The sequence below is a fragment of the Falsiroseomonas tokyonensis genome (assembly GCF_019024325.1).
Classification (GTDB): domain Bacteria; phylum Pseudomonadota; class Alphaproteobacteria; order Acetobacterales; family Acetobacteraceae; genus Falsiroseomonas; species Falsiroseomonas tokyonensis.
Window position 1 is genome coordinate 936,074 of record NZ_JAFNJS010000001.1, and the last position, 24,380, is coordinate 960,453.

The 24,380-nt window shown below is 71.1% G+C and carries 21 protein-coding genes; 12 read left to right on the forward strand and 9 right to left on the reverse strand.

From position 1 onward, the window contains the following. Nucleotides 1–134: 134 nt before the first annotated feature. From hisF to J3S20_RS04195, 4 genes are all read left to right on the forward strand, one after another. Nucleotides 135–905, forward strand: coding sequence for an imidazole glycerol phosphate synthase subunit HisF (hisF, locus tag J3S20_RS04180; RefSeq protein ID WP_216834878.1), 771 nt, complete (start codon nucleotides 135–137; stop codon nucleotides 903–905). Further along, the gene (locus tag J3S20_RS31220) at nucleotides 905–1,531 is read left to right on the forward strand and encodes a phosphoribosyl-ATP diphosphatase (RefSeq protein WP_216834880.1); all 627 of its coding nucleotides are present in this window, start codon (nucleotides 905–907) and stop codon (nucleotides 1,529–1,531) included. The genes hisF and J3S20_RS31220 overlap by 1 nt, the downstream gene beginning before the upstream one ends. A 69-nt stretch (nucleotides 1,532–1,600) precedes the next feature. Continuing rightward, nucleotides 1,601–1,987 carry a histidine triad nucleotide-binding protein gene (locus tag J3S20_RS04190; protein ID WP_216834881.1) on the forward strand — a complete coding sequence of 129 codons (387 nt, stop codon included), beginning with the start codon at nucleotides 1,601–1,603 and terminating at the stop codon, nucleotides 1,985–1,987. A gap of 3 nt (nucleotides 1,988–1,990) precedes the next feature. Continuing rightward, nucleotides 1,991–2,845 (forward strand): SirB1 family protein, encoded by an 855-nt coding sequence (locus J3S20_RS04195; protein WP_216834883.1) that lies wholly within the window; start codon nucleotides 1,991–1,993, stop codon nucleotides 2,843–2,845. A 227-nt stretch (nucleotides 2,846–3,072) separates the two neighbouring features. Here the strand turns inward: J3S20_RS04195 and J3S20_RS04200 are convergent, their stop codons facing one another. The 4 genes from J3S20_RS04200 to J3S20_RS04215 form a co-directional block, all read right to left on the reverse strand. Further along, nucleotides 3,073–3,477 carry a hypothetical protein gene (locus J3S20_RS04200; RefSeq protein ID WP_216834885.1) on the reverse strand — a complete coding sequence of 135 codons (405 nt, stop codon included), beginning with the start codon at nucleotides 3,475–3,477 and terminating at the stop codon, nucleotides 3,073–3,075. Nucleotides 3,478–3,596: 119 nt separating this feature from the next. Further along, complete coding sequence (locus tag J3S20_RS04205) at nucleotides 3,597–7,340, reverse strand: Calx-beta domain-containing protein (protein WP_216834886.1); 3,744 nt, start codon at nucleotides 7,338–7,340, stop codon at nucleotides 3,597–3,599. A gap of 77 nt (nucleotides 7,341–7,417) precedes the next feature. Beyond that, nucleotides 7,418–8,911, reverse strand: coding sequence for a UdgX family uracil-DNA binding protein (locus J3S20_RS04210; protein WP_216834889.1), 1,494 nt, complete (start codon nucleotides 8,909–8,911; stop codon nucleotides 7,418–7,420). Next, entirely contained in the window at nucleotides 8,911–10,161 is a 1,251-nt protein-coding gene (locus J3S20_RS04215) for a putative DNA modification/repair radical SAM protein (RefSeq protein WP_216834891.1), read from the reverse strand. The genes J3S20_RS04210 and J3S20_RS04215 overlap by 1 nt, the downstream gene beginning before the upstream one ends. 148 nt (nucleotides 10,162–10,309) lie before the next feature. Between J3S20_RS04215 and J3S20_RS04220 the strand changes: the two genes are divergently transcribed. Beyond that, entirely contained in the window at nucleotides 10,310–10,528 is a 219-nt protein-coding gene (locus tag J3S20_RS04220; protein ID WP_216834893.1) for a hypothetical protein, read from the forward strand. On the opposite strand, the gene J3S20_RS04225 is transcribed toward J3S20_RS04220, so the two are convergent. The 3 genes from J3S20_RS04225 to J3S20_RS04235 all read right to left on the reverse strand — a co-directional run bounded on the left by J3S20_RS04225 (nucleotide 10,513) and on the right by J3S20_RS04235 (nucleotide 12,043). After that, nucleotides 10,513–10,905: a hypothetical protein gene (locus J3S20_RS04225; protein WP_216834895.1), complete on the reverse strand. Its 393-nt coding sequence runs from the start codon at nucleotides 10,903–10,905 to the stop codon at nucleotides 10,513–10,515. The genes J3S20_RS04220 and J3S20_RS04225 overlap by 16 nt on opposite strands. Before the next feature lie 8 nt (nucleotides 10,906–10,913). Further along, on the reverse strand, nucleotides 10,914–11,702 hold the full coding sequence (locus J3S20_RS04230; RefSeq protein WP_216834896.1) for a hypothetical protein: 789 nt from the start codon (nucleotides 11,700–11,702) through the stop codon (nucleotides 10,914–10,916). 62 nt (nucleotides 11,703–11,764) lie between these two features. After that, nucleotides 11,765–12,043, reverse strand: a complete 279-nt coding sequence (locus tag J3S20_RS04235; protein ID WP_216834897.1) for a hypothetical protein — start codon at nucleotides 12,041–12,043, stop codon at nucleotides 11,765–11,767. Nucleotides 12,044–12,204: 161 nt separating this feature from the next. Between J3S20_RS04235 and J3S20_RS04240 the strand changes: the two genes are divergently transcribed. The 6 genes from J3S20_RS04240 (at nucleotide 12,205) to J3S20_RS04265 (ending at nucleotide 21,184) form a co-directional block, all read left to right on the forward strand. Beyond that, on the forward strand, nucleotides 12,205–12,837 hold the full coding sequence (locus J3S20_RS04240; RefSeq protein WP_216834898.1) for a LolA family protein: 633 nt from the start codon (nucleotides 12,205–12,207) through the stop codon (nucleotides 12,835–12,837). A gap of 377 nt (nucleotides 12,838–13,214) precedes the next feature. Further along, nucleotides 13,215–15,443, forward strand: a complete 2,229-nt coding sequence (gene pnp, locus J3S20_RS04245; protein WP_216834900.1) for a polyribonucleotide nucleotidyltransferase — start codon at nucleotides 13,215–13,217, stop codon at nucleotides 15,441–15,443. A gap of 173 nt (nucleotides 15,444–15,616) precedes the next feature. Further along, complete coding sequence (locus J3S20_RS04250; protein WP_216834901.1) at nucleotides 15,617–17,017, forward strand: NAD(P)H-dependent flavin oxidoreductase; 1,401 nt, start codon at nucleotides 15,617–15,619, stop codon at nucleotides 17,015–17,017. A 268-nt stretch (nucleotides 17,018–17,285) separates the two neighbouring features. Beyond that, nucleotides 17,286–19,208: a hypothetical protein gene (locus J3S20_RS04255; protein ID WP_216834903.1), complete on the forward strand. Its 1,923-nt coding sequence runs from the start codon at nucleotides 17,286–17,288 to the stop codon at nucleotides 19,206–19,208. Between the two features lie 24 nt (nucleotides 19,209–19,232). Beyond that, entirely contained in the window at nucleotides 19,233–20,051 is an 819-nt protein-coding gene (locus tag J3S20_RS04260) for a DUF2272 domain-containing protein (protein WP_216834905.1), read from the forward strand. 17 nt (nucleotides 20,052–20,068) lie between these two features. Next, nucleotides 20,069–21,184 carry an NADH:flavin oxidoreductase/NADH oxidase gene (locus J3S20_RS04265; protein WP_216834906.1) on the forward strand — a complete coding sequence of 372 codons (1,116 nt, stop codon included), beginning with the start codon at nucleotides 20,069–20,071 and terminating at the stop codon, nucleotides 21,182–21,184. A gap of 45 nt (nucleotides 21,185–21,229) precedes the next feature. On the opposite strand, the gene J3S20_RS04270 is transcribed toward J3S20_RS04265, so the two are convergent. Together J3S20_RS04270 and J3S20_RS04275 are read right to left on the reverse strand one after the other, a co-directional pair. Then, on the reverse strand, nucleotides 21,230–22,207 hold the full coding sequence (locus J3S20_RS04270) for a Bug family tripartite tricarboxylate transporter substrate binding protein (protein WP_216834908.1): 978 nt from the start codon (nucleotides 22,205–22,207) through the stop codon (nucleotides 21,230–21,232). A gap of 28 nt (nucleotides 22,208–22,235) precedes the next feature. Further along, a complete protein-coding gene (locus J3S20_RS04275) occupies nucleotides 22,236–23,384 on the reverse strand; it encodes a mandelate racemase/muconate lactonizing enzyme family protein (RefSeq protein WP_216834910.1) in 1,149 nt (382 codons plus the stop codon). A 79-nt stretch (nucleotides 23,385–23,463) separates the two neighbouring features. On the opposite strand from J3S20_RS04275, the gene J3S20_RS04280 reads away from it, so the two are divergent. Next, nucleotides 23,464–24,372 (forward strand): LysR substrate-binding domain-containing protein, encoded by a 909-nt coding sequence (locus J3S20_RS04280; RefSeq protein ID WP_216834911.1) that lies wholly within the window; start codon nucleotides 23,464–23,466, stop codon nucleotides 24,370–24,372. The last annotated feature ends 8 nt before the right edge of the window (nucleotides 24,373–24,380 follow it).

Below are 24,380 nucleotides of genomic sequence, written 5' to 3' on the forward strand. Positions count from 1 at the left end.
GGGACGCCGCCTGCGCGCTTGACCGCGGCGCGGTCGCGTCGCAATCACGCGCTTCGCCCCGGATCGCCCGCCGGACCGGTGCGGCAAGCGACATGTCGGGAATTTGTCCCCCCTCCCCCTCCGGAGTTCTGCCGGTGCTGGCCCTGCGTGTGATCCCCTGCCTCGACGTGAAGGACGGCCGCGTCGTCAAGGGCGTGAATTTTCTGGAGCTGCGCGATGCGGGGGACCCCGTGGAGCAGGCGCGGATCTATGACCGGGAAGGGGCGGATGAGGTCACCTTCCTCGATATCGGTGCCTCCCACGAAGGACGCGACACCATTCTGGACGTCGTCTCTCGCACCGCCGCGCAGGTTTTCATCCCGCTGACCGTCGGCGGCGGCGTGCGCAGCGTGGAGGATATGCGCCGGCTGCTGCTGGCGGGCGCCGACAAGATTTCCATCAATTCCTCCGCCGTCACCGATCCGGCGCTGGTGACGCGCGGCGCCGAGGCCTTCGGCAGCCAGGCGATCGTGGTCGCGGTGGATGCGCGCGGCGACGGCAAGGGGGGCTGGGAGGTCTTCACCCATGGCGGCCGCCGCGGCACCGGCATCGATGCGGTGGAATGGTGCCGCCAGGCGGAAGAACGCGGCGCGGGGGAGATCCTGCTGACCTCGATGGACCGCGACGGTACAAGGGCGGGCTTCGACCTGGCGCTGCTGCGCGCGGTGCGGGCGGCGGTGCGGCTGCCGATCGTCGCCTCCGGCGGGGTGGGGGAGGCGTCGCATTTCGTCGATGGCGCGCGGGCCGGGGCCACCGGGCTGCTGGCGGCCAGTGTTTTCCACTACGGCCAGATGCGGATCGGTGAGGCGAAGGCGGCATTGCAGGCCGCTGGCCTGCCGGTGCGACCCCTGGCGGAGGCAGGCTGATGGCCAAGACGGTGAAGCGGGCCGCGACGGCCAAGGGTGCCAAGGCCCCGGCCCCCAAGGCCAAGCCGGCCAAGGCCGCGGCGAAGGTGAAGCCACCGAAGCAGAAGCCCGCCCCCAAGGCGAAGCTGGACAAGGCGCGGCGCAAATCCGCCAAGGTGGCTGCCGCCCTGCCGCTGCCCGCCTCCATCCCGGCGCCGCAGGTGCTGGCCAAGCCGCGCGCCATGGCGGCCGGCGCGGGCGCGCTGGAGCCCTTCCGGGTGGAGGGGGCGGAGGCCGCGATCCTGGACGCGCTGTGGCGCACGGTGGAGGCACGGCGCGCCGCCGGCGATGTCGCCATCTCCCACTCCGCCCGGCTGCTGGCACGCGGCACCGCGAAGGTGGCGCAGAAGCTGGGGGAGGAGGCGGTGGAATGCGTCATCGAGGCGACGCTGGGCAACCGCCACGCCACGGTGCTGGAAAGCGCCGACCTGCTGTATCACCTGGTCGTCGTCTGGGTGGATGCCGGCATCGCGCCGGAGGAGGTCTGGGCGGAACTCGCCCGGCGGCAGGGCATTTCCGGCATTGCCGAAAAGGCGGCCCGGCCGAAGGCGCTGGTGCGGGCGGCGCGGACCACGAAGCTTCCCTGAGCCCGACTTGCGTCGGGCCGGGCCCGCGGCCAGAACAGGGTGCCTGACGACGCCCCGGAGCCCCCGACGATGACGCGCGTGACCGGCCTGCCGCCCTACGACTCGAAGAATATCTTCGCCCGCATCCTGCGCGGGGAGATCCCGGCGAAGACGGTGCATGACGATGCCTTCGCCCTCGCCTTCCACGACATCAACCCGCAGGCGCCGGTGCATGTGCTGGTGATCCCGAAGGGCGCCTATGTCAGCCAGGCGGATTTCGCCGCGAATGCCAGCGATGCGGAAATCGCCGGATTTTGGCGTGCGGTCGGCAGCGTGGCCAAGGCGTTGGGACTGGAGGCGAATGGCTACCGCATCCTGTCCAATATGGGCGAGGATGCCGGGCAGGAGGTGCCGCATTTCCATGTCCATATCTTCGGTGGCCGGCGGCTGGGCCGGATGGTCCCCTCGGCGGGCTGACCGATGAGCGAGGCCGTCCCGGGCGTGGCGGAGGCGCGGGCGGCGCTGGCCGCCATCGGCACGCTACCGGATGCCGAGATCGACATCGGCGCCGCCGCGCTGCAACTGGCGCGCATCGATGCGCCGGAGCTTGACTGGCGCGCCGGGGCCGAGCACCTGACCGCCCTGGCGCGGGAGGCGGTGCAAGCCGCAGCGGCGGATGAGACGGCCGATGCCGGCGATGCCGAGCGCCGCCGCGCCGTGCTGGCCGAGGTGATCCACGGCCGCTTCGGCTATGGCGGCGATGGGGAGACCTATGACGACCTGGCCAATGCCAATCTGCTGCGGGTGATGGAGCGCCGCCGCGGCCTGCCCGTGGCGCTGGGCATCCTCTGGCTGCATGCGGCGGAGGCGGCGGGGTGGGAGGCGCATGGCCTCGACTTCCCCGGTCATTTCCTGCTGGCCCTGGCGGGGCGCGGCAAGGTGGTGGTGGATGTCTTCGCGGGCGGGGAGGCGCTGGATGCCCGCGCGCTGCGCGCCACGCTGAAGCGCTTCGCCGGGGACCAGGCGGAGCTCGGCCCGGCGGCGCTGGCGCCGATGGACAAGCGCGGTGTGCTGCTGCGGCTGCAGAACAACATCAAGGTGCGCCGCCTGCGCGACGGCGACCTGCCCGGCGCGCTGGCCTGCACGGAAGACATGCTGCGCATCGCCCCCGAGGCCGCGCCCCTGTGGCGCGAGGCCGGGCTGATGCACCAGCGGCTGGACAGCATCGGCGCCGCCATCGCGGCGCTGGAACGCTTCCTGGTGCTGGCGCCGGAGGGGCTGCAGGCGATGCGCGTGCGCGGCCTGCTGGAGGAGCTGCGCCAGCGGCTGAACTAAAGAACTATCGGTTCACACTGAATCAGTGTGAACCGATTTCGTGCTTTAGAAACAATAGCTTCTACAGCACGAGATCTGTCCATTCGGACAGATCGTGCTGTAGAGCGTTTTCAAGCCTTGCGGCTTCGCAAGGCGACTCGGAAAACGCGTCAAGACAATGAGCTAGAGCTGTTTCACCGTCTTCGCTTTCGGCGAAACAGCTCCAAGCCGCCGGCGCCGCCCTGCTGTCAGTTTGGGACGACCACGCAGCTGGTGAATCTTACCCGCAGCGTCGTGCCGTCCCGGGTCGAGCCGCCGGGGGTGAAGACCTGGATGGAGGCCTGGCTGCCGGCCGGGATCACGCCGGAGCTGATGGTGGCGGACTTCCGACTGTTGTTGCCGGAGAGCTCGACATCGGCGGTGATGCGCACCGGCTGCTGCCCCGTATTGCTCACCGTCAGGAAGATGTTGCTCAGGGCCAGGCTGCCGGTATGGGTGGCCATCGGCGTGCGCAGGCGGCAGCCGTTCAGGGTGTTGCCGGCGGAGAGCAGCGTCGGCCCCTGCCAGGTATAGGCGGCCTGGGCCGAGGCCATGCCCGGGGCCAGGGTGATGAGGCCGCCGAGCAGCAGCGTGGCCATCGTGGTCTTGCGCATTGGATTGATCTCTTGCTGGTGGCGGGGTTGCCGTGCCCCGCCACCATGTCCCGGAACGGTGCCCCGGTCGATGCAACAGTTCCGATTATGCATATAGGCAATGCCTGGGTGACGCGGCCTCAACCGATCAGCTGCAGGTCGGCCTGGGCCGCGGCAAGGCGGGCGGTGTCGTCGTCCAGGATCAGGCCCGTCGCGGTCGCGCCCGGCAGGCGCAGCACATAGCCCTCATCCCCCTCCGCCACCGCGTCGCGCAGCACGCGGACCTTCAGCACCTGGCTTTCCTGGCCGGCGGCGAAGTCGAGGCGGCCGCCGGGCATCACGCCATTGAGGAAGTCCGAGGCCTCCGCCGCATCCGCGCCGAAGCCCGCCACCGACCAATTGGCCTGGCTCGCGAAGGAGAGGTCGCCCTGGCGGGTGATGGTGAAGCTGTGCACGGAGACGCCGCTGCCCGTCCCTTCCGCCAGGCCCAGGCTGCCGGGCGCGATGGTGTAGCTGACGGGTGGCGCATCGTCGTTCAGGATGCTGCCGCTGGCGGTGGCCAGCACCTGGCCGCCGGGGGCGCGGAGCGTGACGGCGAAGGCCTCGTCCGCCTCCACCGTCGCATCGCGCAGCACGCGCAGCTTGAGCATCTGGCTGGCCTGGCCCTCGGCGAAGGTAAGCCGGCCTTCGGGCAGCACATTGCCCAGGAAGTCCAGCGCATCGGCGGCCGCCGCACCGCTGCCGGCGGCGGACCAGGTCAGCTCCGCGGCGGACAGCGTACCGCTGCGGGTCACCATGAATTCGTGCACCGTCACGCCGCTGCCAGTGCCTTCCGGACGGCCCGCGGCGGTGGCGGTGAGGGTCGCCGCGAAGGCCGGCGGCGGCTGGTCGTCATTGCCGATGCTGCCGCTGGCGGTGGCCAGCACCTGCCCGCCAGAGGGGCCGCCGATGGCGCGGAGCGTGACGGCGAAGGCCTCGTCCGCCTCCACCGTCGCATCGCGCAGCACGCGCACCTTGAGCATCTGGCTGGCCTGGCCCTCGGCGAAGGCGAGGGTCCCGCCCGGCAGCACGCCCCCCATGAAATCGGCCGCATTGGCCGCCGACGGGCCGCTGCCCGCGACGGACCACGCGACCTGCGCGGCAGAGAGGTCGCCCGCCCGCGTCACGGTGAACTCATGCACCGTCACGCCGCTGCCTGTGCCTTCTGGACGGCTGCTGCTGGCGGGGGTGACCGCGTAGGTGGCGCGCTGGGTGTCGTCGTCCAGCAAGGTCACGCTGGCGCTGGCGGTGGACAGCACCACGTCTTTGCCGGGGTCATGCAGGGTGACGCGGAAGCCCTCGTCCCGCTCGGCGGTGCCATCGCGCAGCGTGCGCACCTTGATGATCTGGCTGTCCTGGCCCGCGGCGAAGCTGACGGTGCCGCTGGGCAGCAACCCGCCCAGGAAATCCGCCGCATCGACCGGAAGGTTGCTGTCGCCCTGCACCGACCAGCGCGCGGTGGCCGCGATATTGAGGTTGCCGCTGCGGGTGACCAGGAATTCGTGCACCGCCACGCCGCTGCCGGTGCCCTCCGCGCGGCTGGTCATGGTCGCCGCAATATCCAGCGAGGCGGCGGCATCGTCGTCGATGATCCGCGTATGCAGCTCGAGCCTGGTGCCGTCGGCATAGGGCCGGCCGTCATTCAGCTGGAAGGTGAAACCCTCATCCATCTCGATGAGGGCGTCCGGCGCCAGGTGCACCGTGACGCTGGTGAACCACCGCGCATATTCCAGGGTCGCGACCCCGGACAGGGCCTGGCCCGGCGCGAAGTCCGCGGCGGAGGCTTCCGCATAGCCCGTCCCGTCGGATTGCCGGGTCACGATCCGCCAGCTGACCTGTTCCGTGGTCATGTCCTGGCTGCGCGAAATGTGGAAGGTCACCGGCGTGGTGCCGGAGCCGGTGCCCTCCGTCACGGCCTCGGGCGAGCCCCGGTACAGGTTGTAGAGCCGCGGCTGCAGACCGTCGTCGTTGAGGATGGTGCCATAGGTGCCGAGGTTGCCGAAGGAGATGCCGGCCGGCAGGCTGGAGAAGCCGATCTGATAGACCTCATCCCTCTCCACCTCCGCATCCGGGGCGATCTCGACCTGGATGATCCGGCCCAGCTCGCCTTCCGCGAAGGTCACGCTGCCCGCGACCGGACCTCGGAAGTCCCGCGTGTCCGGGCCGCGGCCGAAGTCGATCTCCCAGGACAGGGTCGGCGTCGCCGTCTCGGCATGGCTGCGGCTGATGCGGAACTGGTGGATGCTCCCGCTGCCGCCCGTACCCTCCAGGACTCCATCCGGCTCCAGCGCCTCGATGGTGATGATCTGCGGCGGCGGCGGTGCGGGCGCGTCATCATCGAGCACCGTCGTCCAGGCCTGCGAATCCGCCGAGATGCCGGTACGATGGGATGGGGTGTCGAGCACCACGCCGAAGCGCTCATCGGCCTCGATCTCGGCATCTCGCAGCACCCGCACCCTGATGGTCTGCGAGGCCTCGCCGGCGGCGAAGCTGACGGTGCCGGAGGGCAGCACGCCGCCCAGGAAGTCGGCGGCACCGGCCCCGCCGGCCTCGGTCACGACCCGCCAGGCTGCGGTGCTGGCCAGGGACAGGTCGCCGCTGCGCGTCACCGTGAAGGAGACCACGCGCACGCCGGTGCCCGTGCCTTCCATCACGCTGTCCTGATCCACGCCGATCGCGAGCTGGGCCAGGGGCGCGTCGTCGTCGCGAACGGTGATCTGCGCGGAGCTGTTGGTGAAGCGGTAGCCCGAGGGGAGGTCCCGCAGGACGAAGCTGTAGGTCTCGTCCGTCTCCGCCAGGCGATCGGCGCGCAGCTGCAGCGTCACCAGTTTCTGCGTCTCGCCTTCGGCGAAGCTGACCCGGCCGGAGGGCATGACATTGCCGACGAAGTCCGTGGCATCGACACCGGTGAGGGAGAAGTTCTGCACCATCCAGCCCAGCTCGGCGGTGCCGCTGCCGGAACTGCGCTTCACCAGGAAGCTGTGCGTGGAGGCGCCGCCATCCGACCCCTCCGCGTAATCCGTGCTCAGCGGCGTGAGGCTGACATAGGCGGGGTTGCTGTCGTCGTCGAAAATGGTGCCGGCGACGGTGGCATTGCCGATCAGGGCGCCGCGGGCGTCGCTCAGCGTGAAGACGAAGGTCTCGTTCGGCTCGACCTCCAGGTCGCCCCGCACCCTGATCGTCACGATCTTGGAGGATTCGCCCGGCGCAAACGTCACCTGCCCGCCATTGGTGACGAAATCCCGCGCGTCGGTCGGCTGGCCGCCCTGGCCGGACACCCGCCAGGTGGCGGTGGTGCTGACGCCGAGGTTGCCGCTCCGCTCGATGGTGACATGGAAATCGGTCGCGTTCTGATCGCCCTCCGTCCGCTGCGTCGGCACGGGGTTGACGTTGAGCCGGGACGGCGGGCCGTTGACGCCATCGGCATAGACGTCCTGGACGCCGCTGACCTGGTAGCTGCCGGAATCGGCGCTGGTGAAGGCGAAGCCCAGGTAATAGGTGCCGGAATAGTCCGGCACGAAGTCCAGCAGCGTGCTCATGGCGCTGCCGAAGTTGCCGTCCGAATCGTAGTGCAGCAGCAGATAGCCGGAGGCGTCGAGGATGGTCAGTTCCAGCGTGCCGCTGCTGCCGGAGGCGCGGAAGTCATAGGCGCTGCCGGTTTCCAGCTGGACCCGAACGAAGTCGAGGCCGAGCGGGGCGGGGATGCTGTCGAAGACCTGGCCGGTGCGGTCGGCGCCATCCTGGCCGGAGACGGGCGTGAAGGTCAGCGCGCTGTCGACGCTGTTGTAGAGATTGCGGACCGCAGCGGCGTATTCGGCCGGCCAACTGGGACTGCGCTGTACCATGGTCCGTCTGCTTTCGATGAGTCATCGAATCCCTAGCAGCGGGCGTCAAAACCGCCAATATGGTATATTCTGCGCAATCACAACCCCTGCGTGTGCGCCTGCGCCGCCCGCAAGTCCGCCACGAAATCGGCGAAGCCCGCCGCCTGCGCCTCTGCATCCGGCAGCCGCAGCAGGTAGCTGGGATGCACCGTCGCAAAGACCGGCTGGCCGCCCAACGCCGTCACCACCTGGCCGCGAGTCTTCAGCACCGGCAGCTTCTTGCCGGTCAGCGCGGTCAGCGCCGAGGCACCCAATGAGACCACCAGCCTTGGTGCCACCGCCGCCACCTCCCGCGCCAGGAAGGGGCGGTAGTAGGTGATGTCGCCGGCATCGGGCGACTGGTGAATGCGCCGCTTGCCGGTGGGCGTGAATTTGAAGTGCTTCACGGCGTTGGTCAGATAGGCGTCCCGCCGCTCCACCCCGGCCTGGGCCAGGGCGCGGTCGAGCAGCCGGCCGGCGGGACCGACGAAGGGGCGGCCGGCGATATCCTCCTCATCCCCCGGCTGCTCGCCGACGAACATCAGGGCCGCGCCGACCGGGCCCTCGCCGAAGACCGGCTGGGTGGCGCGGGCGGCAAAGGCGGGCAGGTCGGGGCGGGAGAGCAATTCCTCCCGCAGCGCGGCCAGGGCCATGGCGGGGTCGGCGGGGGCGTCGATCGGCGTCGGCATGTCCCGCAAAACGTGCGGCGGCATGGAAAGATGCCGCGGCTTTTGCGGGCGCGGATTGGGCGCGGCGGCGGCGCGTTCGACCATTTCCGCCACCCGCCGCGGCGCTTCCGCCATCAGGCGGGGGATCTCCGCCGCCTCCGGCAGGCTGCGCCAGTATTTGCGCGGCATCTCGGCCCGCATGGCGCCCGGCTTGAGGCGCGCGGGGTTGAAGATGGAGGCGTAGTAGGCGCGCCAGAGCGGCTCCATCGCATCGTCCGGCGGCACATCGGCGCGCCGCCCGCCAGGGCCGAAGTCCAGCGCCTGCCCGTCCCAGGCCACGCTGCGGCGCGGCGTGACGATGGACCAGCGCAGGCTGGCAAAACGGCGGACAAAGAAGTCCGCCTCCGCTTCCTCGATATGATGGTCGGGCTCGAACCAGGCGATGTGGCGCGGCCCGTCCTCCGCCTGCACTTCGCGGAAGCGGACGAAGGCGTGCATCTTGTGCGCATCGCGCCGCACCGCCTTCACCAGGGCGGACAGGCGGATCACCGCGGGGTCGGTGGCCGCCTGCATCAGGTGGCGCTCGCCATGGGTCAGGCGCCAGAGCAGGCCGTAGAGCAGCGCGAAGCGTTCCCGGTCGCTGTGGCGGATGGCGATCTCCGCCTGGTCGAGGAAGGCGCGCGGCACACTGAAGGGCGCGGCGGAAGGCGGCGGCGCCGGCGCTTCCGCCAGCAGGCCGGGCAGCTCGCCGGCCACCACCCATTCCGCCTGTTCGGGCGGAATTTCGGCCGCCACCAGCCCGCGCGCTGCCTGGCGCCAGGCGGTGAAATCGGCGGGGCCGGGCAGCGTCACCGCCACGCCTTGCCGCAGGGCCAAAGCGGGCATCAGAACAGCGCCATCTGCACGGGGCGAGCGGCCGCCGCGAAGGCGGTGGCGGGCAGCAGCCGGCTTCGCAGCCCTGCCCCCTCCAGCCCCCGCGGCACATGGTCGGCCAGCACCACGAAGGGCAGCACCTTGGCCAGGCTGACGCGCAGCCGGGCGAGGTCCGCCGCGCGCAGCCGCGTGTGCCGCCGCGCCGCGATCAGCCGGTCCACCGTCTTGGCCCCCAGCCCCGGCACGCGCAGCAGCATTTCGCGCGGCGCCGTGTTCAGGTCCACGGGGAAATCCTGGCGCGATTGCAGCGCCCAGGCGGTCTTCGGGTCCAGCTCCAGGTCCAGCATGCCGCCCTGCCCGCCGGCCAGGATCTCCTCGCGCGAGAAGCCGTAGAAGCGCAGCAGCCAATCGGCCTGGTACAGCCGGTGTTCCCGCACCAGCGGCGGCGCCGCCGGCGGCAGCAGGCGGGAGGCATCGGGGATGGGCGAATAGGCGGAGTAGTAGACCCGCCGCATCCGGTAGCCGGCGTAGAGATCCGTCGCCGTGCCGAGGATGGCGCCGTCATCCGCCCCATCGGCGCCCACGATCATCTGCGTGCTCTGCCCCGCCGGCGCGAATCGCTTCGGGGCCGCGCGGCGGGCGGTCTTCGCCTCCTCCTGCGCGCCCTCGATGCGCGTCCGCAGCCCCGCCATGGCGTGGCGGATCCGGCGAAAATCCTTCTCGGGGGCGAGGGATTCGAGGCCGGCGACGGTCGGCAGCTCCATGTTGATGGAGAGGCGATCGGCATAGAGCCCGGCCTCCGCCAGCAATTCGGGCGCCGCGTCGGGGATGGTCTTCAGGTGGATATACCCTCGGAAACCGTGCTCCAGCCGCAGCACGCGGGCCACCCGCACCACCTGTTCCATGGTGTAGTCCGGGGAGCGGATGATGCCGGAGGAGAGGAACAGCCCCTCGATCGTGTTGCGCCGGTAGAAGCCCAGCGTCAGCTGCACCACCTCCTCCACCGTGAAGCGCGCGCGCGGCGTGTTGGAGGAGGCGCGGTTGATGCAATAGGCGCAGTCGAAGACGCAGGCATTGGTCAGCAGCAGCTTCAGCAGCGAGATGCAGCGCCCGTCCGGCGCATAGGCATGGCAGATGCCGCTGCCCTCCGTGCTGCCCAGCCCGCCCTTCAGGCTGTTGCGCTTGGTTGTGCCGGAGGAGGCGCAGGAGGCATCGTATTTGGCGGCGTCGGCCAGGATCTCGAGCTTGCGGAGCAGCTCCATGGGTAGCACATCCGAAAGTATTGTAAGTTCATGTTATGTTCTATAGCGCGCCTGACAAGGGGCCGGCTATTCGCGGAAAGGTGATGGGCTCGTGCCCTGCATGCCTGCCGCTGCTTGTCCGGACAAACTTTCGAAGTCACGATCGACGATGATGGCGCGCCCTTCCGAAATCGACCCGTCCCAACTGCTTCCCGCACCGCCGGCGGGCGAAAGCCTGGCCACGATCCTGGCCCGGCTGCGGCAGCTGGCCGTGGCGGCGCTGGATGCCGGCCATCCGCTGGCCGCGGCGCAGATCGCCGGCACCGCGGACCGGCTGGAGGCCGAGACCTGGCCGCTGCCGGCGCGCCCGGACTACCGCGCGCCCTGAGGCGCCCCGCCCTGCAGCCGCAGCGTGGCCGCGGTGATTTGGCGCTGCATCTCCAGCAGCGGGCGGTTGTCCGCCAGGCTGAAAAGAAAGGCATTCTCCGCAAAGGCGTCGCGCAGGTAATGCCCGGTGGGGTTCGGGCAGCCCGCATAGGTCAGGCGCAGGAACTGCACCAGCAGCAGCGACCGCACCATGTGCACCGCCACGAGGTCGCGCAGCAGGATGGTCGATTCCATCTCCCGCTCCAGATGCGCCAGCAGGTTCATGGCGGTGAACCAGGGGCCGTGGCGCAGCAGGCGGATGCGGTCCGGATACAGCAGCAGATGCCCGCCCATGCCGTGCAGCCGGGCGAGCGGCGCGTCGCCGGCGGGGTCGCCCACCGCCACCATCAGCTGCCGAGCGGGGCGACGCGGCAGGCCAGGCTGCCGCGCCCCTTCATCTCGCCCAGCAGCAGCCCGCCGGCCGCCGGCACCGGCAGCATCCCGGTCTGGCTGCCCAGCGTGATCACCTCCCCCGCCCGCGGCAGGTGGCCGAGCGCCAGGCAGCGGTCGCGCCAGCCGGCCAGAAGCTCCGCCAGCGGCACGGCGCGATGCGGGCCGGCGTGGTGAGCCACGGTGATGTCGTCCACGGCCAGGCGCATCTCCAGCGCCTCCGCATCCGGCCAGGTCCAGGCGCCGGTGTCGGGACCGAAGACGCAGCTGCCGTTGGAGACGCAATCGGCCAGCTTTTCCAGGTCGCCGGCCGGATGGTCCGGCGTGAAGCGGGTTTCGACGAATTCGAAGAGCAGGACGAGGTCGGCGATGGCCGGCAGATCCGCCGGCTGCAGCGCGGCCAGGGCGGCGCGGTCCAGGCCCTGGCGCAGGCGCAGCGCCACTTCCAGCTCCATGGCCGTGCCGCGCGGCAGGCGCAGCGGTGCCTCGGTGACAGGGGAAAGCAATTCGGCGGGCAGCGGGGCGGCGATGGGCTGGCCCTGGGTGCGGCCCACCTTCCAGCCGGCGATGCGCCAGCCGAGCGCGGCATAGGTCGCCACCTGCATCGCCTCGGCCTCGGCGATGGTGGTGGGGCGCAGCGCCTCGGGCAGGCCGGGGATGGGGGCGCGGCGGCCGCGGCGGATCTCGGCCAGCAGGGCGGCGGCGCCGGCGATGCGCGATTCGGGGGTGGCTTCGGTCTCGAACACTCGGGCTCTCCGCGGGTATTGCGAGGAGCCTAGGACGGCGGCGGCCGGCGCGAAACCGGCTGTCAGACCGGGCTGCCGTTCCACACGGGAAAGCTGCCGCTGGCCACCGGCAGGCCGGGGCGGCGCCAGATGGCGCGCCAGGCGACCTGGTCGAAGACCATGCCCATATGCACGAACTGGCCGCCGCCGCTGACCTCGATCTCCGCCACCGCGCCGCGCAGGGCGGGGCTGATCTGTTCCAGCGCATGCGCCACCAGCTCATGCCGCGGCACGCCGTGGATGGTGCCGGCATCGATCGGCAGGGGTGCCAGGCTGCCGGGCGGGACGAAATCGAAGGGCATGGGCGGGCTCCGCGGTTGCGAGGCGCCTTGAACCCGGTTTTCGGGCGAGGGATGGCGGTTCTGGCCATCGGCGTCGGCGCATTACAGCCCGCGCGGGATTGAGATGAGGTTAACGTGGCGGGGCCTTTCCGGGAGGGCCCCGATGGGCCATCTGCCAAGGCATGACCCGTCGTCACCTGCTGCAGGCCGTCGCCGCCCTGGCGCTGACCCCCGCCCTGTCCCGCCCCGGCCATTCCCAGGGGGCCATCGACCGTGCCGCGCTGGGGCGGGTCGAGGCCTATCTCAACAGCCTGCGCACCTTGCGCGCCCGCTTCCTGCAGGTGGCGCAGAACGGCGCCTCGGCCCAGGGCACCGCGCTGATCAGCCGCCCAGGCCGCATGCGCTTCGACTACGACCCGCCGGAGCCGCTGCTGCTGGTGGCCTCCGGCGGCCAGGTGCTGATGTATGACCGGGAACTGCGCCAGCCGACGGCCGTGCCGGCCTCCTCCACCCCGCTCGGCCTGCTGCTGACGCCCGAGATCCGGCTGTCCGGCAATATCACCGTGGTCGGCACGGAGCGCAGCGGCGGCTTCCTGCGAGTGGCGCTGCATCGCACCGGGGCGCGGGCGGAGGGGCTGCTGACGCTGTCCTTCGCCGAAGCGCCGATGGAACTGCGGCAATGGACCGTGCTGGACGCCCAGGGGCGGGAGACGCGGGTGACGCTGTACGAGGTGGAAACCGGCATTCCGCTGGAGAACCGCCTGTTCGACTTCAACGACCCGCGCTTCCTGGAGGCCGAGGCGGCCCGGCGCTGAGCCGGCCTTCGCCCGGTTCCGTTCATCCCTTTCCGCTGGCCTTTCGCCGGGCATCGTGCCATAGGGCCGCCGGGTCTGTCCGCTTTGGGGCATGACCTTCGCTGCGATGGCAGCGGATGCCTTGCGGACCAGCCGCGCCCGGATGGGGCGATGACGGCGCCTCCGGCCACATGGGCGGCCCTTCTCACGCCGTCCCCATCGCGCCGCCTTCGGGTCCGGTCGCGGTGGGACCCATGCCGCCCGAGTCGCCGCGCATCTCCTGGGTGCGGCCCGTTCCCCGGCATCCGCCTTCGTCGCGTTCCGGCTGCCCGCGCGATTCCGCGGCGGGTGGCCATACGCTGTGGGCCCGCATCCGGCGGGTCCAAGAAGGACGATCCATGTTCGACAAGTATTTCCGCAAGGACATCTCCTGGGGCGGCCAGCTTCTGACGCTGGAGACCGGCAAGATCGCCCGCCAGGCGGATGGCGCCGTGATGGCCCGCCTGGGCGATACCATCGTGCTCTGCACCGTGGTCGGCGCGCGGTCCGTGAAGCCGGGCCAGGACTTCTTCCCGCTGACGGTGAACTACCAGGAAAAGGCCTTCGCGGCCGGCAAGATCCCGGGCGGCTTCTTCAAGCGCGAGGGCCGTCCCTCCGAGAACGAGACCCTGGTCTCCCGCCTCATCGACCGTCCGCTGCGTCCGCTGTTCCCGGATGGGTTCCGCAACGAGGTCCAGGTTGTCGCGACGGTGCTGTCGCATGACCTGGAGAACAACCCGGATGTCGTCGCGCTGGTCGGCTGCTCCGCCGCGCTGACGCTGTCCGGCATTCCTTTCTTCGGCCCGGTCGCCGGCGCCCGCGTCGCCTATATCGATGGCGGCTATGTGCTGAACCCGACCGCCGCCCAGATGCAGCAGTCGCAGCTCGACCTGATGGTCGCCGGCACCGCCGAGGGCGTGCTGATGGTGGAATCCGAGGCGCAGGAGCTGTCCGAGGACGTGATGCTCGGCGCCGTGGAATTCGGCCACAAGTCCTTCCAGGCGGTGATCCAGGGGATCATCGAGCTGGCCGAGGTGGCCGCCAAGGAGCCCTGGGCGCTGCCCGAGGAAGCCGACAGCACCAAGGCGCTGAAGGCCCGCATCAGCGAGCTCGGCCGCGCCCCGATGATCGAGGCCTACAAGATCACCGAGAAGCTGGCCCGCCAGGCGCAGGTGGGTGCTGCCAAGAAGCAGGTGGTCGCGCAGCTCGAGGCCGAGGGCCTGGATGCCGGCGCCGCCAAGGGCCTGCTGAAGGAGCTCGAGGCGGATGTGGTCCGCAACGCGATCCTCGACACCGGCATGCGCATCGACGGCCGCGACACCAAGACGGTCCGCCCGATCCTGGCCGAGGTCGGCATCCTGCCGCGCGCCCATGGCTCCGCGCTCTTCACCCGCGGCGAGACGCAGGCGCTCTGCGTCGCGACCCTCGGCACCGGGCAGGATGAGCAGATCATCGATGCCCTCGCGGGCGAATACCGCGAGAACTTCATGCTGCACTACAACTTCCCTCCCTACTCGGTGAACGAGACCGGGCGGATGGGCAGCCCGGGCCGCCGCGAGATCGGCCATGGCAAGCTCGCCTGGCGCGCGCTGCACCCGCTGCTGCCGGAGAAGGAGAAGTTCCCCTACACGATGCGCGTCGTGTCCGAGATCACGGAGTCCAACGGTTCGTCCTCCATGGCGACCGTCTGCGGCACCTCGCTCGCGCTGATGGATGCGGGTGCGCCGCTGAAGCGCCCCTGCGCCGGCATCGCCATGGGCCTGATCAAGGAAGACCGCGGCTTCGCCGTGCTGTCGGACATCCTGGGTGACGAAGACCACCTGGGCGACATGGACTTCAAGGTGGCGGGCAGCGAGGCGGGCATCACCGCGCTGCAGATGGACATCAAGATCACCTCCATCACCTTCGACATCATGAAGATCGCGCTCGGCCAGGCCAAGGACGGCCGCCTGCACATCCTGGGCGAGATGGCCAAGGGCCTGTCCGGCGCCCGCGGTGACGTGGCCGCGACGGCGCCGCGAATCACGGTGATCAACATCAACAAGGACAAGATCCGCGACGTGATCGGCTCCGGCGGCAAGGTGATCCGTGAGATCACCGAGCAGACCGGCACCAAGATCGACATCGACGACGACGGCACCATCAAGGTGGCGGCGACGACGGTGGAGGCGGCCCAGAAGGCCATCGACCGGATCATGGGCATCGTCGCCGAGCCGGAGATCGGCAAGATCTACAACGGCAAGGTGGTGAAGACGGCCGAATTCGGTGCCTTCGTGAACTTCCTCGGCGCCAAGGACGGCCTGGTCCACATCTCCGAGCTGCAGAACGAGCGCGTCCAGAAGACCACCGACGTGGTCAAGGACGGCGATGCGGTGAAGGTGAAGGTCATCGGCTTCGACGACCGCGGCAAGGTGAAGCTCTCCATGCGCGTGGTGGACCAGGCCACCGGCGCCGACATCTCCGAGCAGGTCGGCGCCCGCCGCCCGCGCGAGGACGGCGAGGGCGGCGGGGAGCGTGCCCCGCGCGGCGACCGTCCGCCGCGCCGCGACGGCGAGCGCAATTTCCGCCCGCGCCGCGACGAGGGCTGATCCCGCCCGGGGGATGCCCCCCTTCGGGCCCCCCCCAGGCCACAGCGTGGTTCGCGAACAAACAATCCCGCGGGGGGCCTCCCCCTGCGGGCCCTGACACGCCATATTCACATCACGCGAGCGTCATCCCGAATGTGGCGCCGTCATAAGCACAGTACGCGGAGCCCTGATCCTTGAAGGTCATCAACCCGATCCGCATGGGTGGCGTGGACGTTCTGCCCTTGGTGGAAGGCGGCAAGGGCGTCGCCGTCTCGAATGGCGCAACCTGTGGCGGCTGGGCTTCCGGCGGCGGCGTCGGAACCTTTTCCGCGGTCAATGCCGACAGCTACGACGCCGAAGGCAACCTGATCCGCCAAACCTATTCCGGCCGCACCCGGCGGGAGCGGCATGAGGAGCTGGTGGCCTATGGCATCGCCGGCGGCATCGCCCAGGCGAAGGAAGCCTATGAGCGCGCCGGCGGCCAGGGCCGCATCCATGCCAATATCCTCTGGGAGATGGGCGGCGCGGAGCGTGTGGCGCGTGGCATGCTGGAAGGGGCCAAGGGCCTCATCCACGGCATCACCTGCGGCGCCGGCATGCCCTATCGCCTGGCCGATATCGCCCGCGACTACGGGGTGCACTACTACCCCATCATCTCCTCCGCCCGCGCCTTCTCCGCGCTGTGGAAGCGCGCCTATTCCAAGACGCGGGAATGGCTGGGCGGCGTGGTCTATGAGGATCCGTGGCTGGCGGGCGGCCATAACGGCCTGTCCAATTCCGAGGATCCGAAGCGGCCGGAGGATCCCTTCCCCCGCGTGCTGAAGCTGCGCCAGCAGATGCGCGAATTCGGCCTGGGCGACGTGCCGATCATCATGGCCGGCGGCGTCTGGTGGCTGGAGGAGTGGGAGGATTGGATCGACAATCCCGACCTCGGCCCCATCGCCTTCCAGTTCGGCACCCGCCCCCTGCTGACCCAGGAAAGCCCGATCAGCGAGGCCTGGAAGCAGCGCCTGCTGACGCTGAAGCCGGGCGATGTCTCGCTGCAGCCCTTCTCCCCGACCGGCTTCTATTCCAGCGCCATTCGCAACGAATTCCTGCGCGAGCTGGAAGGCCGCAACGAGCGCCAGGTGGCCTTCACCAGCGAACCAGTGGGCGACCATATCTCCGAATACGGCGTGGGCCCGCGCAAGCGGCTGGTCTACCTGACCCCGCATGACCGCGCCCGGGTGCATCACTGGGAGGCCGAGGGCTTCATCGAGGCGATGCGCACCCCGGACCATACGCTGATCTTCGTGACGCCGGAGAATGCGCGGGAGATCACCAAGGACCAGATCGACTGCATGGGCTGCCTCAGCCACTGCCGGTTCTCGAACTGGGCGCAGACGGAGCCGGACTTCTCCACCGGCAAGAAGGCCGATCCGCGCAGCTTCTGCATCCAGAAGACGCTGCAGGACGTGGCGCATGACGGGGCGCTGGAGCGCAACCTGATGTTCGCCGGCCACAATGCCTATCGCTTCGCCGGCGACCCCTTCTACTCCAACGGCTTCATCCCGACGGCGAAGCAGCTGGTCGAGCGGATCATGACCGGCCGCTGAGGCAAGCGGACAAAAAGAACCCCGGCACCTTCCGGTGCCGGGGCGAGGCGTTCGGCTCTCACGGGCTGCGGAGCCGCCGGGAGAAAAACGTCGAGGCACCGCCCTGACCCTGGCAGTCTGCCCGAGGGCGGCTCACGATTTCGTGACAGACGGGTGAAGCCTAGGTCAGAAGTGTCTCGCAGGCCGGCACAACGGCATCGCATGCCCTTCACGACGCCCCCCCCGCGAAGGTATCCTGCGGCAGATCCGGGGAGCTCCATCGCCTCACATGCGCAACCTGCTGCACGCGACGGACCGTGACCGCCTGATCGCCCACCTCCGCGGTGCGCTGCTGCGAGAGGTCACACTGGGTGGGCGCCGGCTGATGGCGCTGGCGGAAGGCGATGGCCCGGAAAGCGGCAGCTTCTGCGCCGTGCCCGCCAATGCCCAGGCCGCCGAATTGCTGGCCCAGCCGGACATCCGCGATGCCGACCCGGCCTTCGCCGATGGCCTGCTGGATTTCGTCATGGCCATGGCGGAGGCGCCGATCCCCTGCCGCCGCGCCGCCGCGGGCGGCATCGAGATGCTGCGCGACGATCCGCGGGATTTCGAGATCCTGACCCCCTTCCACCGCTTCACCGGCGACCTCTCCGCCGGGATGGTGCGCCAGCAGCTGCGCGGCCAGGGCGGGCCGCCGATGCTGCATACCGGCAACCTCGTCGAATTCCGCCTCGGCCGCTTCCGCAACGGCGTCGATGCCGAGGACACGATCCGCGACTTCGCCATCAGCCGCCGCAGCGGCAGCGTGGTGCTGAGCCATGAAAGCCGCATCACCGGCAAGGCCGGCTTTTTCCGCGCCCGAACCGTCGAGGCGGGGCGGCTGCGCTATGAGTATGAGATCACCGCGGGCTCGCCGCTGCTGCGCCTGACCGTCACCTTCACCGCCGCCGCCGGCCAGCGCGTCACCCGCCTGCGCGTCTCCACCGCGCTGGACCAGCTGGGCAGCGGCGGGCTGGAGATGGCGGAGGGGCGGCTGGGCCAGCAGGACGGGGCCTGGCGCGATTTCGGCGTGCCACAGGCGGCCGGCATGACGGTCTGGGCCGAGGCCGGGCCGGTGCCGCATGTCGCGATCGGCCCTGCCGGCTGGCCCGCCGGCGGGCCCACGCTGCACCTCCGCCCCCAGGCGCCGGGCCAGGTCATGTCCGCGCGCGCCATCGCTGCGCGGCCGGGCGCGCTGCATTGGGTGATCCTGCGGCATGGCCCCGCGAAGCTGGCCCCCGGTGAGGCGCTGGTGGTGCGGGAGGATCGGCTGCTGGCCGCCGGCACCGGGGCGGCGGAGGCGGCGCGGGTGATGGCGGCCGCCGGCGCGACGGGCGACCAGCTGGCGGGGCTGGACCTCGATCCGCTGCCACCGAACGGGGCCTCCCTGAATGCCGTGGCGACGCAGCTGCTGCTGGCCGCGCGCGACGGCTACCGCCTGCCGCTGCCGGCGGAGCGGATGACGGCGCTGGAAGGCTGGTTCGACCGCCAACTAGCGGCGCTGCAGGCGGGCCAGCCGGGGCTGGCGGACCTGGCCTTCGCCGTGCTAGCGGTGGAGGCGCGGCTGCGCGCGGGGGCGCAGCCGCCGCTGGCCAGTCTTGTCGCGGCCTTGCTGGCGCGGCAGACGCCCTCCGGCGGCTTCCGGGATGGTCCGCCGGGCGCAGGGGGCAGGCCGGCGACGCTCGCCGGCCATGCGGCGGCGTTGCTGGCGATGGCCCGCGCCCTGCCGCATCTGGACCCGCTGCTGCTGGCCGGGCCGATCGGCCGGGCGATCGCCGCGGTGAAGCCCGGCCCGGCGGAGCTCAGCGACGGCGGCCGCCTCGTGCGGCTGGAGGGGCTGGCGCTGGACGGCGCCACCCCCGCCCCGCTGCGCGACCACGCGGAGGCGATCGGCCTGCTGGCGCGCGCCGCCGGCACGGTGGCCCTGGCCGGGGAGGCGCGGCCGGAGGCCCTGCCCGCCGAGGTCCTGGCCCAGGCCCAGGCGCTGCACCGCCAGGCGGTGGCGCTGCTGCGCCCCCTGGTGCGGCCACGGGGCACGGCGCTGGAAGTGGTGCCCTCGCCGCTCGGCGGCACCGCGCATCCGGCGGCGCAGGCCGCGGTGGTGATGGGGCTGATGGCGCCCGATGCCGCGATCCTGCGCCTGCCGCTGCCCCGCCAGGCGGTGCCCGCGTGACCATCCGGGTGTGAGGAATTCCGCATGAGGCTTTTCGCCGCGGCGCTGCTGCTGGCGCTTTCCGCCTGTGCCGGGCGTGTGCCTGCGCCGGTGCCGCAGCAGGCGACCCCACCGCTGCCCTATCCGCCGGCGGCGGCGGAGCGGGTGGTGCGGCTGGCGCTGGCGGAATGGCGCGACTGGGGCGGCACGGTGCGGGAGGCCTGGTCGGAAGCGCCAGGGGGAGCACCGGAAAGTTTGCCGCCCGAATCCACCATCGGCAACTTCCCCCGCGTGCTCGCCTATTGGCGGGCGGTGGAGGACGATGAGGGCGCGATCCGCGACAACCGCCAGGTCTATGCCGCCGCGGTCTGGGGCCTGGGCAGCAGCACGCTCTGGTCCAACCCGGCCTGGTCGGCGGCCTTCATCTCCTGGACCTATCGCGGGGCGGGGGTGGATGCGCGGGAGTTTCCGCCCAATGCCACCCACTCGCTTTACCTGGATGCATTGATCGCCGATGCCAGGGCCTTCCCCGCCACCGCGCCCTTCCTGCCGCATGCGCCGGGCGAATACGCGCCGCGGCCGGCCGACCTGGTCTGCTTCGACCGCAGCAGCCGCAACCGGCTGAGCCACTGGACAGAGCGCCTGGCGGAGGCCGGGGTGCCGCGGCCGATGCATTGCGACATCGTCACCGCGGTGGCGCCGGGGGTGGTGGAGGTGGTGGGCGGCAATGTGGGCGACACGGTGACGCTGACGCGCTACCCCACCGATGCCGCCGGGCGCATCCTGCCGGCGCCGCCCGGCAAGCTGCCCCTGCTGGTGGTGATGGAAAGCCGCCTCGGCCGCCTCCCCCCCTTCGCGCCCTGACCAGGATTTTTGCCCCCATGACCGACCTGTTTTCCCCGCTGACCATTCGGGGCGTGACCCTGCCGAACCGGATCGGCATCTCGCCGATGTGCCAGTATTGCTGCGGCGATGACGGCCGGCCCACCGACTGGCACCTGGCGCATCTGCTGCAGCGGGCGCTGGGCGGGGCGGGGATGGTGATGGTGGAGGCCACCGCCGTTTCCCCGGAAGGCCGCATCACGCCGGGCGATGTCGGGCTGTGGGAGGATGCGCAGATCCCGGCCCATGCGCGCCTCGCGGCCGCCATCGCCCATGCCGGCGCGGTGCCCGCCATCCAGATCGGCCATGCCGGCCGCAAGGCCAGCCGGGCGCCGGCCTGGGTGGATGAGCCGGCGAGTCCGGGCTGGGAGATCACCTCCGCCAGCAACCTGCCGATGGGCCACTTCGCCGCGCCGCGGCCGATGACGGAGGCCGAGATCCTCGACCTTCCCGCCGCCTTCGCCGCCACGGCCAAGCGCGCGGTGGCCGCCGGCTACCGGATCATCGAGCTGCATGGCGCCCACGGCTACCTGCTGCACCAGTTCCTTTCGCCCATCAGCAACAAGCGTAACGACCGCTGGGGCGGCGATTTCGAAGGCCGCACCCGGCTGCCGCTGGCCATCGCGGCTGCGGTGCGCAAGGCGGTGGGGGAGGAAGTGCCGCTGTTCCTCCGCATCTCCCATACCGACTGGATCGAGGGCGGCTGGTCGACGGCGGAAAGCATTGAACTGGCGAAGCGCATGGCGGCGCTGGGCGTGGACCTGATCGACGTCTCCTCCGGCGGCATCGACCCGTCCCAGAAGATCACGCTCGGCCCGGGCTACCAGGTGCCGGGGGCGGAGGCGGTGAAGCAGGGCGCCGGCGTGCTGGTGGCGGCCGTGGGGCTGATCACGGAGCCCGAGCAGGCCCAGGCCATCGTCACCGAGGGCAAGGCGGACCTGGTGCTGCTGGCCCGCGCCACGCTGCGCGACCCCTACTGGCCGATGCGCGCCGCCGTGGCGCTGGGCCGGGTGGATGCCATCCGCACCCCGCCGCAATACGACCGCGCCTGGGGCAGCATCGCCCGCATGGGGATGCGGCTGGAAACCGGCAGCCCGATGCCGCCGCTGGGATGACCCTCAAGACCTCTCCCCCCGTCGGGGGGAGAGGAGAAGAACGCCTCAATCCACCTTGATGTCGCCCTCCCGGATCACCCTTTCCCACTGCCCGATCTGCGCCAGCAACTGGGATGAGGCCTCGGCCGGGGTGCTGCCCACTGGCGCGAAACCCAGCTCGGTCAGCCGCGACCGCATGGCCTGGCTGGTGACGGCCTGCTGGGATGCCTCGGCCAGCCGGGCCAGGACCGGCGCCGGCAGGCCGACAGGCCCGACCAGCGCGTTGATCAGCGCCGCATCCACCGCCGGGAAACCGGCCTCCGCCATGCTCGGCACCTCCGGCAGCAGGGCGGCGCGGGTGTCGCCGGTGATGGCCAGGGCGCGCAGCCGGCCGGCGCGCACATGCTCGGCCATGGCGGGGATGGTGCCGAAGGCCATCTGGACGCGGCCGGCGATCAGGTCCGTGATCATCGGCCCGCCGCCACGATAGGGCACATGCAGGAAGGTGAAGCCGGCAGCCAGGCGGAACTGCTCGCCGGCCATATGCACGGCGGTGCCATTGCCGGCGGAGCCGAAGGTCAGCTCGTTCGGCCGCGCCTTCGCATCCCGCACCAGCGCCGCGATGTCCTGCCAGGCGGCGGAGGCCGGCACCACCAGCACCAAGGGGGAGCGCACCAGCACCGAGACGAAGCTGAAGTCCCGCCGCGTGTCATAGGGCAGCCGGCTGCCGAGCAGGCCGGGATTCACCACGAAGGCGCTGTCGAAGACGCCCAGCGTGTGGCCATCCGCCGGCGCCGTGGCCACCGCCTGGGTGCCGGTGACGCTGGCGCCGCCGCCGCGATTCTCCACCGCGAAGGACTGGCCGAGCGATTGCGACAGCTCCTGCGCCAGCAGCCGCGCGGTGATGTCCGTGGCGCCGCCGGGCGGATAGGGCACCACCAGCCGCACCGGGCGCGAAGGATAGGTCTGGGCCAGGGCCGGCGCGGCAAAGCCCGTGGCAAGCGCCGCGCCCAGCAGGCTGCGACGGCGAAGTGAGTTGGTCATCGGCTGTTTCCTTCCGTTGTTCTTGTTTTCAGTTCCGGCCGAGGGTCCAGCTTTCGGTCAGCCAGGGCGCCAGCCGCTCCGGGTCCAGCTCCAGACCGATGCCCGGCCCCTCCGGCAGCGCGATCATGCCGGCGGCATCCAGCTCCGGCGTGCCGAGCAGGGTCAGCAGCGGATTGGGCGTCGCGTCGTATTCCAGGAAGGGATAGGGCGCCGGCCCGCCGCCGCGCCGCGCCGGCAGCAGCGCCGCCATCTGCTGCGCCGCCCGGAAATTCACCAGCGTGCCGAAGACATGCGGCATCACCGGCAGGTCATAGGCGTCTGCCAGGGCGGCGACCCTGCGGAATCCCGAGAAGCCGCCGCAGACGGTCAGGTCCGGCTGCAGTACGGAGAAGGTCCGGGCGGCCAGGAAATCGCGGAAGGCGGCCAGGCTGGCCAGCGCCTCGCCCCCCGCGATGGCGCAGGGCACGGCGCGGGCGACGGTCTGGTAGCCGGGGATGTCCTCCGGCTGCAAAGGCTCCTCGATCCAGAGCAGCCCGGCCTCTTCCATGCGTTTCGCGGATTCGATGGCGGAGCCGACGCCGTAGCCCTGGTTGATATCGACCATCAGGGCGATGTCCTCCCCCACCTGGCGGCGCATCGCCCGGGTCATCGCGCCATCGGCGCGCGGGTCGAAGCCGGCCCGCGGTTTCAGGGCGCGGAAGCCGCGGCGCAGCAGGGCGTCGATCTGCTCCGGATAAGCGCCGTAGGGCGAGCCGCCCTCGGCGATGAAGGGGCCGCTGGCATAGGCCAGCGCCCGGTCGCGCAGCGCCCCGCCCAGCATCGCCGCCACGCTGAGGCCCTGCTCGCGGGCGGCGGCATCGTGCAGCGCCATGTCGATGGCGGAGGCCGCCATCATCGCCGGGCCGCGCCGGTCATAGCCCAGCGTGCCGAGCATCGCCTGGTAGATCCGGCCGTACTCCCGCACCGGCTGCCCCAGCACCAGCGGCGCCAGCTTCGCCTTGATCAGCGCCGCGGCGGCGAAGGGCGAGGCAAAGACCTCGCCCCAGCCCACCACGCCGGACTCCGTGGTGACGCGGACCAGCAGGAAATCGCGCCGGCGGATGAAGGTGGAGGCATTGCCGAGCGCCGGCTGCGGGCTGAAGCCGGCGTGAAAACCCTCGATGCTGGCGATGGTCATGCGTTTTCTCCCTGGGCCGGAAGGCTGCGGCGCGGGAAACATGCTGTCAAATAGCAAGTCCGGCTGACATCATGCCCGAATGGCTATGACCCTCAATCTGCGGGAGCTGCAGGTCTTCCGCGCGGTGATGGAGGCGGGCGGCGTCACCGCCGCCGCCACGGCGCTCGGCATGTCCCAGCCCAGCGCCAGCAAGATGCTGCAGCAGGCGGAGGAACGGCTCGGCTTCGCCCTGTTCCTGCGCCAGCGAAAACGCCTGGTGCCGACGGCGGAAGCGCATGCGCTGCTGCCGGAGCTGGTGGGCGCCTTCACCGCGCTGGATGACCTCGGGCGGCTGGCGGAGGATCTGCGCGGCGGGCGGACCGGCTTGCTGACGCTGGTGGCGGTGCCGGCGCTGACCACCACGCTGCTGCCGCGCGCCATCGCCCGTTTCCGCGCCGGCCGGCCGGAGGTGGCGCTGGCGCTGCGGGCGGTGACGGCGATGGAGGCGGTGAACCTGGTGGCGGACCACCGCGCCGACCTGGCGCTGATTCTGGGCACCACCGTGGATGGAAGGGCGGAAGCGCGCAGCCTCTTCGCCTCCGAGATCGGTTGCGCCCTGCCGCCCGGCCATGCGCTGGCGGCGCGACGGGCGCTGCATCTGGCGGATATCCTGGATCAGCCGCTGATCTCGCTGGGCCCGCAGCAGCCGGTGGGCGCCGTGCTGCACCGCGCGCTGGCGGAGGCCGGGCATCGCGGGCGGATCGCCATGGAAGTCTCCCAATCCTCGATCGCCTGCGCCCTGGTGCGGGAGGGGGCGGGGGTGGCGGTGCTGGATGGGGTGGGGTTGCAGGAGGCGAAAGCGCAGGGGCTGCCGGTGCGGCGCCTGCTGCCGCGCACGCGGCTGGCCGTCAGCCTGCTGCGGCCGCGGCACCGCGCGCCATCCCGGCTGGAGCAGGATTTCTGCGCGGTGCTGGATGCGGTGGTGGCGGAGGAGGGGCGCGCGGGGTGACGCGCGCC

What these genes read in the sequence shown, in the direction of transcription:
- J3S20_RS31220 (WP_216834880.1), top strand. Translation starts at nt 905, where the DNA reads ATGGCCAAGACGGTGAAGCGGGCCGCGACGGCCAAGGGTGCCAAGGCC.
- J3S20_RS04190 (WP_216834881.1), top strand. Translation starts at nt 1,601, where the DNA reads ATGACGCGCGTGACCGGCCTGCCGCCCTACGACTCGAAGAATATCTTC.
- J3S20_RS04195 (WP_216834883.1), top strand. Translation starts at nt 1,991, where the DNA reads ATGAGCGAGGCCGTCCCGGGCGTGGCGGAGGCGCGGGCGGCGCTGGCC.
- J3S20_RS04200 (WP_216834885.1), bottom strand. Translation starts at nt 3,477, where the DNA reads ATGCGCAAGACCACGATGGCCACGCTGCTGCTCGGCGGCCTCATCACC.
- J3S20_RS04205 (WP_216834886.1), bottom strand. Translation starts at nt 7,340, where the DNA reads ATGGTACAGCGCAGTCCCAGTTGGCCGGCCGAATACGCCGCTGCGGTC.
- J3S20_RS04210 (WP_216834889.1), bottom strand. Translation starts at nt 8,911, where the DNA reads ATGCCCGCTTTGGCCCTGCGGCAAGGCGTGGCGGTGACGCTGCCCGGC.
- J3S20_RS04215 (WP_216834891.1), bottom strand. Translation starts at nt 10,161, where the DNA reads ATGGAGCTGCTCCGCAAGCTCGAGATCCTGGCCGACGCCGCCAAATAC.
- J3S20_RS04220 (WP_216834893.1), top strand. Translation starts at nt 10,310, where the DNA reads ATGATGGCGCGCCCTTCCGAAATCGACCCGTCCCAACTGCTTCCCGCA.
- J3S20_RS04235 (WP_216834897.1), bottom strand. Translation starts at nt 12,043, where the DNA reads ATGCCCTTCGATTTCGTCCCGCCCGGCAGCCTGGCACCCCTGCCGATC.
- J3S20_RS04240 (WP_216834898.1), top strand. Translation starts at nt 12,205, where the DNA reads ATGACCCGTCGTCACCTGCTGCAGGCCGTCGCCGCCCTGGCGCTGACC.
- pnp (WP_216834900.1), top strand. Translation starts at nt 13,215, where the DNA reads ATGTTCGACAAGTATTTCCGCAAGGACATCTCCTGGGGCGGCCAGCTT.
- J3S20_RS04255 (WP_216834903.1), top strand. Translation starts at nt 17,286, where the DNA reads ATGCGCAACCTGCTGCACGCGACGGACCGTGACCGCCTGATCGCCCAC.
- J3S20_RS04260 (WP_216834905.1), top strand. Translation starts at nt 19,233, where the DNA reads ATGAGGCTTTTCGCCGCGGCGCTGCTGCTGGCGCTTTCCGCCTGTGCC.
- J3S20_RS04265 (WP_216834906.1), top strand. Translation starts at nt 20,069, where the DNA reads ATGACCGACCTGTTTTCCCCGCTGACCATTCGGGGCGTGACCCTGCCG.
- J3S20_RS04270 (WP_216834908.1), bottom strand. Translation starts at nt 22,207, where the DNA reads ATGACCAACTCACTTCGCCGTCGCAGCCTGCTGGGCGCGGCGCTTGCC.
- J3S20_RS04275 (WP_216834910.1), bottom strand. Translation starts at nt 23,384, where the DNA reads ATGACCATCGCCAGCATCGAGGGTTTTCACGCCGGCTTCAGCCCGCAG.
- J3S20_RS04280 (WP_216834911.1), top strand. Translation starts at nt 23,464, where the DNA reads ATGGCTATGACCCTCAATCTGCGGGAGCTGCAGGTCTTCCGCGCGGTG.